Annotated in this window: 10 protein-coding genes and 1 pseudogene; 9 read left to right on the top strand and 2 right to left on the bottom strand. The window is 41.9% G+C overall.

Features of this window, described 5'->3' with window-relative positions:
• Positions 1-18 precede the first annotated feature (18 nt).
• On the top strand, positions 19-1,086 hold the full coding sequence (locus DESME_RS08410; protein ID WP_006718583.1) for an HD-GYP domain-containing protein: 1,068 nt from the start codon (positions 19-21) through the stop codon (positions 1,084-1,086).
• Positions 1,087-1,114: 28 nt separating this feature from the next.
• Here the strand turns inward: DESME_RS08410 and DESME_RS08405 are convergent.
• Positions 1,115-3,274 (bottom strand): annotated as a pseudogene (locus DESME_RS08405) (thioredoxin domain-containing protein).
• A gap of 260 nt (positions 3,275-3,534) precedes the next feature.
• Between DESME_RS08405 and DESME_RS08400 the strand changes: the two are divergent.
• The 4 genes from DESME_RS08400 (at position 3,535) to hgcB (ending at position 7,321) form a co-directional block, all read left to right on the top strand.
• Complete coding sequence (locus DESME_RS08400; protein WP_006718589.1) at positions 3,535-5,271, top strand: cell wall-binding repeat-containing protein; 1,737 nt, start codon at positions 3,535-3,537, stop codon at positions 5,269-5,271.
• A gap of 437 nt (positions 5,272-5,708) precedes the next feature.
• Positions 5,709-5,966: a GntR family transcriptional regulator gene (locus tag DESME_RS08395; protein WP_006718594.1), complete on the top strand. Its 258-nt coding sequence runs from the start codon at positions 5,709-5,711 to the stop codon at positions 5,964-5,966.
• A gap of 47 nt (positions 5,967-6,013) precedes the next feature.
• On the top strand, positions 6,014-7,018 hold the full coding sequence (gene hgcA, locus DESME_RS08390) for a mercury methylation corrinoid protein HgcA (protein ID WP_006718596.1): 1,005 nt from the start codon (positions 6,014-6,016) through the stop codon (positions 7,016-7,018).
• 12 nt (positions 7,019-7,030) lie between these two features.
• Positions 7,031-7,321, top strand: coding sequence for a mercury methylation ferredoxin HgcB (hgcB, locus tag DESME_RS15660; RefSeq protein ID WP_006718597.1), 291 nt, complete (start codon positions 7,031-7,033; stop codon positions 7,319-7,321).
• Positions 7,322-7,414: 93 nt separating this feature from the next.
• On the opposite strand, the gene DESME_RS08385 is transcribed toward hgcB, so the two are convergent.
• Positions 7,415-8,110 carry a TerC family protein gene (locus tag DESME_RS08385; RefSeq protein WP_006718600.1) on the bottom strand — a complete coding sequence of 232 codons (696 nt, stop codon included), beginning with the start codon at positions 8,108-8,110 and terminating at the stop codon, positions 7,415-7,417.
• A gap of 337 nt (positions 8,111-8,447) precedes the next feature.
• Between DESME_RS08385 and DESME_RS08380 the strand changes: the two genes are divergently transcribed.
• From DESME_RS08380 to DESME_RS08365, 4 genes are all read left to right on the top strand, one after another.
• Positions 8,448-9,578, top strand: a complete 1,131-nt coding sequence (locus DESME_RS08380; protein WP_006718601.1) for a glycerate kinase family protein — start codon at positions 8,448-8,450, stop codon at positions 9,576-9,578.
• Between the two features lie 203 nt (positions 9,579-9,781).
• Positions 9,782-10,087, top strand: a complete 306-nt coding sequence (locus DESME_RS08375; RefSeq protein WP_242837395.1) for a cytochrome c — start codon at positions 9,782-9,784, stop codon at positions 10,085-10,087.
• A complete protein-coding gene (locus DESME_RS08370; RefSeq protein WP_006718606.1) occupies positions 10,084-11,547 on the top strand; it encodes a cbb3-type cytochrome c oxidase subunit I in 1,464 nt (487 codons plus the stop codon). The genes DESME_RS08375 and DESME_RS08370 overlap by 4 nt, the downstream gene beginning before the upstream one ends.
• The gene (locus tag DESME_RS08365) at positions 11,522-12,280 is read left to right on the top strand and encodes an acyl-[acyl-carrier-protein] thioesterase (protein ID WP_006718608.1); all 759 of its coding nucleotides are present in this window, start codon (positions 11,522-11,524) and stop codon (positions 12,278-12,280) included. The genes DESME_RS08370 and DESME_RS08365 overlap by 26 nt, the downstream gene beginning before the upstream one ends.
• Positions 12,281-12,450 lie beyond the last annotated feature (170 nt).

Here is a 12,450-nt window from a genome sequence, read left to right as displayed (position 1 = left end):
GTTTGGGTTAGAGATAGAATGCGTTTAGTGAACATTAATTATGTTGAAGAGGGAGAGATTTTGGCTCGCCCCATCGTAAGTCCCTTTGGAAATGTCTTGCTACAAGCTGGGATTACTTTGATCCAAAATTATATCAACCGCTTAAGCAATATGGGGGTTGATGTTATCTTTATCGAAGATGATCAGTTTGAAGACGTGGAAGTCTATACTGGCGTATCCGCACAAACGCGCAAAGCAGCCTATTCTACGTTGCAGAATCTAACTAATTTTGTTAAAGAAGGCCAACTGAGTACGCTGGGCGCAGATAAGATTCAAGCCTTAATTGAGCAGATGATTGATGATCTCATGGCGAGCCATGATATCTTAAGCAACATTGTAGAAATTCGTGATTATGATAATTATACATATCGTCATTCAATAAATACTACAGTTATCGCTCTCCTCCTTGGAATTGCAATGGGTTGGGACAATTCGAGACTCCTAGAATTTGGAATGGGCGTTATTATGCATGATATTGGTAAGATGAAAATTCCGCAAGAAATACTCAATAAAAAAGGGCCGTTGACAGAGTCTGAATTTATTGAAATTAAAAAACATGCCGAATATGGCTTTGAGCTTCTACGAAAGAATCAGGATTTCAGCATACTTTCCGCTCATATTGCCTTTCAGCATCAGGAAAAATGGGATGGAACGGGCTACCCGCGCGGACTCAAGGGAACTGAAATTCATGAATTTGGGCGAGTCGCGGCTGTGGCTGATGTTTACGAAGCTCTAACGAGTAAAAGAGTTTATCGAGAAGCAATGCAACCTCATGAAGCGTTTGAATATGTTGTGTCTCAGCGTGGAACGCATTTTGAACCTCGAGTCCTTGATATCTTTTCTAAGAGCATCGCGGTCTATCCATCAGGCTCTGGTGTGAAATTAAGCAATGGACAGCGAGGAAATGTTATCCGACAAAATCCTGCATTTCCGACTCGCCCTTATGTCCGAGTGACGCATGAAGGGGATATTCGTTTACTCCGTCCTATTGACTATAATTTAGCTGAGCACCCCTCGCTGATGATTGTTGGGGTCGTGAATAAGTAAAGGGGCTGTGTGAAAACACAGCTCCTTTTTAGATATTTAGTTTTTCGAGCAGAGCTTTGAGTTCTTCAGGCGATTCGACGGGCTTTTGACAAGTAAAGTTGGTGCAGAGATATGCCAATACTTTATTGGGGTCAAAGGGATAATCCTTAACCCAGGGAAGGAGTTCTCCAAGTCTCCCTTCATGATAAAGAAGAGACGAATAGGGTAAAAAGATTGTAAAAAAGGTTTGCCTTAGAGGTGAAATACCTTCGTGGTTCAAGGAGCCAACCAGGAGGAGTTCTTGACTGGGGTGGAGAGCATATTGGAGAGCCTGAAGAAAGGCGGTATAGCCAGCAGGATTACTAGTGAGAGTGGAACGGAAGGAGAGAAGTTGTTTTTCAGCTTGGAGTTTCCATCGTTCATCCCCGGTTAGACGTGCAAGATGAAGAAGATTGAGTGCTGTGATGGAGTTGCCTGAGGGCAGTGCCCCGTCATAGATTTCTTTAGGCCGTAGAAGGAGTTCTTCACCATCCGAACCCGTAAGATAATACCCTCCAGCTTCCTCATCCTTAAAGAGGGTTTCAAGTTGTTCTTGAAGGGAGAGAGCGGATTTTAGGTAATCCGATTTGCCACTGGCCGTATAAAGTTCTAAAAGTCCCCAGATGAAAAAGGCATAATCATCAAGATACCCTAAATATGCTGCATTTCCATCGCGAAAGCGAGCTAATAGTCGTTCGTTAGGATAAAGGTTCTCTAAAACGAAGTGTGCAGCCTGTTCAGCAGCCAGAATATATTTATTGTCGTTAAAGACTTGCCCTCCTTTGGCGAGAGCTACAATCATTAACCCATTCCAGGAGGTAAGAATTTTGTCATCTTTGTGAGGATGAATCCGGTGTTCCCGGGATTGCCATAATTTTAGACGGTCCTCTTCTAATATGTAGTTGAGCGTTTCAGGGTTGAGGTGATGTTTCCGGGCGAGTTCTCCGATGTCCCCTGAGAGTCGATTCGGAATTGATTTTCCTTCAAAATTTCCTTCAGGCGTGATGTTGAACACATCACAAAAAAGTGCGGAACGTTTCTCACCAAGTACCGAAGTAATTTCTTCAGGAGTCCAGACGTAGAATTTGCCCTCTATTCCTTCAGAATCTGCATCTTCTGCCGAGTAAAAACCTCCCTCAGGAGAAGTCATATCGCGGAGAACATAGGTCAGGATTTCCTGAGCTTTTTGTGCATCACGAGGCTCTTTTTGGGATTGATACGCTTCGATATAGGCTATAGCAAGTAGGGCATTATCATAAAGCATTTTTTCAAAGTGAGGGACAAGCCATTGCTGATCTGTAGAATAGCGGGCAAACCCGAAGCCAATATGGTCATAAATTCCTCCTTGCCCCATAGTATCTAGGTTTTTTCGAATCATTGCCTCTGCTTGGCTATCGGGATGATCTTTAGCATAGCGCAACAAAAAGGTTAGGTTATGAGGGGAGGGAAACTTCGGGGCTTGACCAAAACCTCCATAGCGAGAATCGAAATTCTGAATTAGGGCTTGATACGATTGTTCAATAAGTTCGTTTGCCCAGGATTGGAAATCGGCTGAGGCATCACCACCATTTTGAACGTTCAGAAATCCCTGAAGTGCATGAACTTCTACGGGGTTAACTTCTTCTGAAGAACGCTTTTGGTGGGAAGTAATGGCCTTGACGATTTCTTCTGCCGATTTTCTAAGCTTGTTTTCATCTTTATCCCAAAGCTCACTGATTTGGCTGAGAAGGTCTATAAGCCCAGGTCGACCATAATGGCTGCTTTTAGGAAAGTAAGTTCCTGTGAAAAAAGGTTGTTTTTCCGGTGTCATAAGAATTGTTAAGGGCCATCCTCCAGAACCGGTTAAGGCTTGACAAAATTCCATGTATAAGTGATCAATATCAGGTCGTTCTTCGCGATCAACTTTAATGGCAAGAAAGCTGCGGTTGAGTAATTCGGCGACTTCCGTGTCCTCAAAGGACTCGCGTTCCATAACATGGCACCAGTGACATGTCGACAAACTACACTACGAATACCCAATAGATAAAAAAACAGGTTTGTTTTCTGTTTTCGCTTTTTGAAAAGCCTCTTCATTCCAGGGGTACCAGTTTACAGGATTGTAAGCGTGTTGGAGTAGGTAAGGAGACTTTTCTAGAGCTAATCTATTGGGTACAACATTTTTGTTAGTCATTACATCACCTTCTTTCAACTTAAATAATTTTCAATTATTATATCCTAAAGTTCTTAAGAATATATAATTTGGTCGAATTTTAATATGTTTGGTAGTATCTTTTAGCAAAATTTTGATTCTGAGGTGATGGTTACGAATATATGTTGAATAGGGCCTTTTTGCACTTAAAAGTACGTTTAAGGATGCTCTTTCCGACATGCTTCACTTCTTCAACATGAGATAATTATCCGGATTTCTAAGTAGAAGGAGTGTCGTATGAGGTGAACAAAAAAGGAATTGTACCTATTTTAATTTTATGGAGTAGCCTTCTTATAGGAACACCAGCTTATGCTACTTCGAATAATCTCAATTCAGCTATGAACTCACCACAAATTATGAGAACGGATAGACTTTCTGGGTATACAAGATATGAGACGGCGAAGGTAATCTCTGAGTACTACTCCAATGGAAAGGTGAAGAATGTCATTCTCACAACTGGGAATGATTTTGCAGATGCTTTATCTGCAAGTGTCTTTGCCCATGAAAAGGAAGCCCCGATACTCTTAGTTGATTCATCAGTTGTGAGTTCTAAAGATGCTTTGGATTATATCCATGATCATCTTGATTTAGCTGGAACGGTTTATATCATGGGGGGTAATGGCATCATTGGTACCGAATTCGAAGCGACCCTTAATGAGCTTGGCTTCAAAAATACGGTAAGAATAGCGGGTAAAGACAGGTATGATACATCTTACATGATCGCTAGCTCGCTTAAAGATACAATGGTATCTAATGTTGTGATATCCTCCGGAGAACAATATCCTGATGCCTTGAGTATATCAAGTTTTGCAGCAAATAACGGCTGGCCCATTTTATTATCTCCGCATGATGCACTTCCTCAAGAAGTAGAAGAATTTTTGCGGGCACGGAAGCCATCAAAAGTATACATAACCGGTGGAGAAGGAGCCATTTCGGACAATGTAAAATCCAAAATTAGGAGTGTGTTACCCCAGGCTGAGGTCGAACGGCTGACAGGACAATCTCGATTCGATACGAATGCCATCATCGCTGAAACGTTTGCACCGAACCCATCAACAGTCTACTTAGCTACTGGTTATGGTTTCGCGGATGCTTTAGCAGGGAGTATTGTGGCTTCTAAGAATGGAGATCCCATAATATTTATCGACCCTTCTGTACCTGCGTTACCAAAGTCAGTCGCCAGTTATTTTGGTAAACTTTCAGGAAAAAAATTAAGACCAAATATAGTTTCATTTGGGGGCAGTGGAGTTGTGCCAGATGAGATTGTCGAAAAATCAAGTAACTTGATTTTGGGATTAGCGAAGGAAACAAGTATTTCTTCTATTGACGATATAACTGCAACGATTATTCAAAATAAAGACTATTCTTTACCAACAACAGTTCAGGCTCAACTTTATAACAGTGATTTCCTCGATGTTCCTGTGAAGTGGAATCCGACATCTGTCGATACGAGCAGTGTAGGGGAGAGTGTTTTTAATGGAACTGTCGATGGATATGAAAAATCAATCAAGCTTCATCTTAATGTTCAGGAACCCTTGCCGATAGCTCAATATTCAACTTACTTTGATTCGCGCCAGGTCAATCGTACGGAGAACATTCGCCTTGCTGCAAAGGCTCTTGATGGAAAAGTATTAGCACCTGGTGAACGATTCTCCTTCAATGAGAGTGTGGGAGAACGAACGGCTGAAGCAGGTTATAAAGAGGCAATGATCATTGTAGGAAAAGAGTTTGTCCCAGGGCTCGGAGGGGGAGTTTGCCAAGTTTCTTCGACGCTTTATAATGTCGTAAATCTTGCAGGTTTAGAAATTCTCGAAAGACATGCGCATTCACTGGAGATAACTTATGTTCCTTACGGGCAGGACGCAACAGTAGCTTATGGAGTTCTTGATTTTAGATTCAAAAATAGCACAGATACGTTTCTCTTAATCCGTAGTTTCGTGGAAGGAGATACGTTAACTTTCCAGCTTTATAAAAAGTAAGAAATTATCCAGCGACCCCTTAGACCAAGGAATGATGGTTACACAATTGGCAACGGAAGCGTTGGATTAGGGATGACGGTAGGTTTGTCCACAGCAACTTTATCTCCAACGTCAAAAATGGCATATGCTATTGCAGGTTATGTGATGCACGCTGTTGGAATTTTATGGGTTGTACTTGTTAAGGTTGTTAAAGTAAAAATGTGTGGTTCGTCGGTTTGGGACTTATGCTTTTTATGGGTTGTAACATATTTCCTGAGCAAGTCGCTATAACTTGCCCTTTTTCACAATTATTTTGTATAATTGAGAAAATAAGTTTTTTTGACGTTTTGACATTCAAGTTGTTGGAGGGGCACATAATTTCGCCTGAGATGTTTCCGTTGGTGTGAGGATATGTAAGGAATGGATGCTCTCCAAGAATCCATAGGGAGTATCAGACCATGACAAATAGTCCGGTTTATCTCAGAATATTGAAAGAGATAAAAGAGAAGATCAACAGCTCTGTATTAAAACCGGGTGACATTCTCCCTGCAAAATCTTCTTTGAGTCAACAATATGGGGTTAGCAGAGCGACAGTAAGAAATGGACTAGCTCTTTTGGTTGTCGAACAAAAATTTTTCGATATCGTAAATAAACCCATCTGGTTATGGATTTCTCGGAGAAATTTCGGCGCAGCAAAATATAGAAGTCGCAAGTGAGAGTTTAAAGCCAAGTGTAGTAAGATAAAGAATAGAGGGATAATCTGATGGAAATATTGAGCCGGGAAATAAAAGTGACGAAGACTTCCACCGAATTAACCTTTCAGGATATTTTAGGTGCGTGGAAGGTCCGATGGGGAATTAACCGGATGGATTATAGAGTTGAGCCTGGCCTTTATAGCGTGGGTAATCCCAATCCGAATTCTCCGATAATGGTGAGTGCTAATTATAAATTAAGCTTCGATATGTTAAGAAAAGACCTAAAAGGGTTAGATGTTTGGATTTTAGTCATAGATACAAAAGGAGTCAATGTTTGGTGCGCAGCCGGTAAGGGTGCCTTTGGAACTCAGGAACTCCTTAACCGCATAGCTATAGTCCAGCTTGGGAAAGTTGTGTCGCATCGAACCTTAATTTTACCTCAATTGGGAGCACCTGGGATAAGTGCACATGAGGTTACGAAGCACTCTGGTTTTAAAATCATCTATGGACCAGTGAAAGCCAAAGATATCTCCGCGTTTATCAATTCAGGAATGAAAGCCACGGTAGAAATGCGGGCAGTCACATTTCATACATATGATCGATTAGTTTTAACTCCAGTTGAATTAGTCAATTCGCTCAAGGTTTCTCTAATGATTTTTGGGATTCTCTTTTTGTTAGACCTTCTAGGGATTGGCCCTTTTGGCTTTGTTGATTTTTACGCGTATATGGGGGCAGTGATCATTGGGTGCGTAGTAACTCCGGTATTACTCCCTTGGATTCCAGGTCGGGCTTTTGCATGGAAGGGCTGGTTATTAGGTTTGATTTGGGCAGTACTCGTTAATGGATTAAATGGGTGGCCTAACCTACCCCAATATAGTATCTTAAGAGCATTGGGGTATTTACTCATCCTACCTCCTATAGCGGCGTACTATGCGATGAATTTTACAGGTTCCTCGACTTTCACGTCTTTTTCAGGTGTTTTGAAAGAAATGAAAATTGCTCTTCCAGCGATTATTATTTCGATATCCTTGGGGATAGTATTAGTTCTAGTTAATAGTTTCATTACTCTTTAAGGAGATGTTAGTGTGAGAAATACCTATTTAAAGAATGTGTCAACCTTAAAAATAGAGTCCGATAAATGTATAGGTTGTGGGCGATGCCTTGAAGTTTGCCCGCATCACGTTTTTATCCTAAGTGAGAGAAAGTCGGTCATTATTGATAAAGATCACTGTATGGAATGTGGCGCATGTGTTAGAAATTGTCCAGTTAATGCTTTAGAAGTTAAGCCCGGTGTCGGTTGTGCCTCTGCAATTATTAAGGGATGGCTAACAGGGACGGAACCGAGCTGTGATTGCTCAGAGGGTGGTTGTTGCTAAATAAAACTAAAAAGGATACAACACTTGAACTTTGAGTTCATGGTATTGTATCCTTTTCATGTAAACGTTGTTTATATTTTAAGAGAGAGTTACTTAGGCAATTTCTTGTTGATCATTAGAGCGAGTGCGCTGTTTTTTCTTCTGATAACCAACAATCAATACGCCAGAAATTAAGATAATGCTAAGTCCCCATTCAATGAGGGAACTGTCTCCTACAAAATTCCGAATAAATGGTTCACCCATGATCATAGTTGCTGCAGTGTGAGCAATAACAGCAGCACCGATGGGGATAATGATCGGGAAGCGATTAATCGCTTTAATAACAAGGGTACTACCCCAAACCACGATAGGAATACTAATCAGAAGACCGCAGATTACGAGTAGAGGGCTACCATGTGAAGCACCTGCTACTGCCAAAACATTATCTAACCCCATCACGGCATCGGCAATGATAATTGTCCGAACCGCACCCCACAAATTTGAGCTGGATTCGATATTGTTTTCTTCGCTTTTATCTTCGACAAGAAGTTTATAAGCCATCCAGACAAGAAGAAGACCGCCGGCTAGCATTAATCCTGGGATTTTCAGCAACCAAACTGCAATAATGGTTGCGAGAGAACGGATGACAATTGCTCCTCCTGTACCGATAAATATGACTTTATTTTGATCTTTGGCTGGTAAATTTCGTGCGGCCATCCCGATGACAATGGCATTATCTCCACCTAGAACCAAGTCCATAAGTACGATGGAGAGAATTGCACTGAAGAATTCAGGACTTAATAATCCCATAACTTTCCTCCTCTTATTAAAATCATTTCTATTTATTATGGCATATAAAAAGACCTTTACCCGTTATGGGCAAAGGTCTTGCTAACAACTTGAGTTGCCAACAAAGCCAGGAACCTTAATTCCGTACTGATGACTTTGCTGTAACAGCTACTCCCCTTTGAACACTATACATTTATTATAGAAGATAATGGCATCTTGGTCAAGAATATATTTTTCAAGATCAAGCGACTTGCTGCACTATTAACTGCTCTTGGTGCTCTTGAATTAACTTCTATAGATTACTAAAATATAAAGTAACATAAAGTAAAAGATTATGCGTGGACAAAGGAGTTATACAATGCATATTTTAATTGCAGTTGATTCATTTAAAGGAAGTTTATCAAGTCAACAGGTCGGAGAGGCGATTACGGAAGGGATTCATAAGGTGTTCCCTGAAGCAACGAGTTACATATTACCGATGGCTGACGGCGGGGAAGGGACAGTTGAAGCACTGGTCCAAGCGAGGCAAGGAAAAATTTTAAAAACAAAGGTAACCTCTCCTTTGGGGGAGTCAATTGAGAGCTTTCTTGGACAATTGCCGGACGGGATGGTGGTCTTGGAAATGGCAGCGGCCTCAGGGCTACCCCTTGTACCCGCTGAGCTACGGAATCCACTAGTTACAACAACAAAGGGAACCGGAGAATTGATCCTCAAAGCTATGGATCTTGGGGCACGCGATATTATCCTAGGAATTGGTGGGAGTGCCACGAACGATGGTGGAGCAGGAATGGCTCAAGCACTTGGGGTGAAGCTACTAGATAAAGAGGGTAGAGAACTAAAACCGGGAGGTGGAGAGTTAGTACGATTGGCAAGCATTGATCTCACGCAGGTTGATCCCCGGTTGAAAAACACGAAGATAACAGTGATGTGTGATGTTGATAATCCCCTATGCGGGCCACGAGGAGCATCAGCGGTTTTCGGCCCGCAAAAAGGAGCAAGTTCCGAAATGGTGCAAATTCTAGACCGCAATTTAGAGCATTACGCACAGATTATTAAAGAGCAGCTCGGCCTTGATCTGAAGGATATCCCAGGGTCAGGTGCTGCTGGCGGAATAGGAGCAGGTTTACTGGCTTTTACGAACGCTGAACTAAAGACAGGAGTAGAGACCATTCTAGATACGGTTAAGTTTGATCAGATGCAAGAAGAGGCGGATCTCATTATTACAGGGGAAGGTCGGATTGATAGCCAATCGCTCTATGGAAAAGTACCCATGGGAGTTGTTAAGAGGGCGGTTAAGCAAGCGAAGCCAGTACTTGCCATCGTGGGATCGATCGGTCCTGGTGCAGAAGCTCTTTATGATTATGGTCTCAGTTCCATTGTGAGTATTGTGAATGGTCCGATGATGCTGGAAACGTCAATTGAACAAGCGTATGAGTTGACGATCGGGGCAACGGAAAGAGCATTTCGAATTCTTCAGATTTCTTTATGAAGTGATCCGCTTCATATGAGAAGGGCTTAGTCGTTAATGATTATAGATTCAGTGAAACTGCGCATACTAAGAACTAATTGGATCGAGCTGAAAACGGAGTGAGATGAGGCGCAGTGAAGCTGAGAGTATTTATATTGATTAGCCTGGTTTCCTACGGAACCTTTATTGGAGCGAATTACTTTTCTTCACATCTAGCGGTCCCCATGAGTGAAGGCGCAATCTCTGGAAAGCAGGTGTGGCAAAGACATGAGTGTGTCAGTTGCCATACCATTTTTGGCAACGGAGGTTATGTGGGGGCAGATATGACCCATATCGTCGCTCAACGCGGGAGTGAATACGTACTTAATTATTTAGTAAAACCTCCAGTGATGCTCCCTAATAGGAAACTACATCACCCGGGTCTATCCGGTTCAGAGGCAACGCAAATCGTTGAATACTTCGAGTATCTTGATAAGATCCCAACTCTAGGTTGGCCCCCGCAGCCCCAAAAGGCGGAAAAGGAATCATGAAACTAAATCAGACGGTTCTAGGGTTTATCATTTCTAAAATCCTAAAGAAAACACGTCAAAATGATGAAGATCAGAAGGCCCGTGTCGAAAAGGAAAATGGGAAAAAGCGAGGTGGGCAAGCGCTCTCCCGACGATTCGCATTTTTGGCGTGTGCATTATTTGTCGTACAGGGATTTGTGGCCATTTTAGGAGCAACTTCACTCGTGGTACCTGATTTACCCTCTCCGGTTCCTTATGAATATGGCCGTTCTGTTCATCTTGGATTGGCAACCTGCTGGCCCTTAATCGGCGCGATGGGAATGGTATATTTCTTTACCGTCGATGAACTGAAGGCTGATTTATATTCACTTAAAATTGTCCGTTGGCAATTTTGGATTGTTGTATTGTCGACGGCAGGATTGTTGGGGACGTTGACCTTCCGCATCGGAAATGGTCGGGAGTTTCTTGATGGTCTGCCGATGTTCTATGCTGGAATTTCTTTAGCCATTCTGCTGTGTGCTTATAATCTGATCCAAACGTTGAAAAAATCTAAGCAGCATATAACTCCGGCGTCCGCGATTATGACGGGAGGAATGGTTTTTCTTGGCCTTTTATTAATCCCGAATGTGCTCAACTATACTAATCCGATAGTTGATGAAGCAGTAAAGTATTGGGTCGTCCATCTTTGGGAGGAAATGGCCTTTGAGTTGATAACCAGCGGCTTTATTGCATCCTTTTTTATTGCATCAGGGTTAGTTGAAAAGAAAGATATGGAGAAATGGCTTTATCTCGAAGCGAGTTTGGCGGTTAGCGGGGGTCTGTTTGGTACAGGACATCATTATTATTGGATTGGATATCCAGCAATTTGGTTAATTATTGGCGTAGTTTTCAGCCTAATTCAAATGATCCCTGTGATCTTACTTGCTCATTTAACGTATAAAGGATTGAAGAGACATCGTCCACTGAAACGAGTGGAAAAGCTTACCTTATGGATGATTTTGAGTAGTTTGCTTTATCACCTGACGGGTGCTTCGATGCTCGGAATGTTAATGACGATACCGTGGGTTAATCTTTATACGCATGGAACCTATATCACGTCTGGACATGCCCATTTGGCATTATTTGGAGTCATGGGTTTTCTAGTTTTAGCGGGATCTCACGCTATTCTAAGTCGTGGCACAGTCCTTTCCCGAAAGAGCTATATTTGGGCTGTTGCCGGTGTTCTCTTTTTGAATCTGGGAGTTATAACCATGAGTTCAAGCCTTCTTGTAGCGGGATTTTTACAAAGTTATCTATGGCGGTACTTAGGGATGGATTTTACGCAAGTTCAGGGGTTGATAAGTCCGTATTTACTCGCTCGGGTAGCGGGCGGTTCTTTTTATACGGTGGGGAGTATACTCTTCGGCTGGAGAATAGTTAATGTCTGGTGGCTAACGAGAGAGGATGGAAAAATAAGTGAAGAAGTTTCAAAAAGAATTTGAAGTCCATTACTATGAGGTTGATTTTTATCAAGAACTAACACCGCTGGCACTCCTCAACTTTCTAGAAGAGACAGCCATTGCTCACTCTGAAGCAGTAGGGTATGGGGTAACCCGTCTGAAAGAGAAGGGGTATGGTTGGGTTTTAAGTCAGTGGCAGATTGAAATGGATCAGTATCCTCATTACGGAGAGAAAGTTAAAATTCAGACCTGGCCTTCACATTTTCAACGTTTCTATGGTGACCGCGAATTTTTAGTCCTAAATTCTCAAGATAAGGTGATTGCCCGGGCGAGTTCCTTATGGATTTTCCTGAATTTAGAGAAAAGGCGACCGACTCGTATACCACAGGAGGTTAGTGATGCTTATCACATTTTCCCGGACAAAGCCCTTTCTTTTCCTTTCCCAGAATTAAAGATGAGTCAAACAAGAGAAAAGAAACGGAGTAAATTTATGATCCGGCGAAGTGACATAGATACTAATGATCATGTTAATAATGCTAAATATATTGAGTGGGTGTTGGAGACGATTCCTGAAGAAGTGTATCGAACATATCGAATTTCTTCACTTGAGGTTGTCTATAAGAAAGAAAGTACTTATGGTCAAATGATCCAATCGGTAACAGAAGAACAGCAGAGAGTGGACCAGGAGGCGCATTATGTTCATCAGATTCTGGAAAGGGATGGTGAAGAAGAGGTAGCTTTAGCTCTGGCCCAAACACGTTGGTCTAAGCGATAATTTAGAATGAGTTGGAAAAAAGAAGAGAGAACGAGATTGCTTGACTGTGCAGGAGAAGATTAGGCTAAAGCCGTTTAAAGAGAGAACGTAGAACTGGAAATTAGATCGGAATCTGGTTTGACTTTAATCTCTCTTTCGCATATTATATAAATATAGTTTTTCTGGTTCTA

It is taken from the genome of Desulfitobacterium metallireducens DSM 15288 (genome assembly GCF_000231405.2).
GTDB classification, from domain to species: Bacteria; Bacillota; Desulfitobacteriia; order Desulfitobacteriales; family Desulfitobacteriaceae; genus Desulfitobacterium_A; species Desulfitobacterium_A metallireducens.
This window is presented reverse-complemented; position numbering and strand designations above follow the sequence as displayed.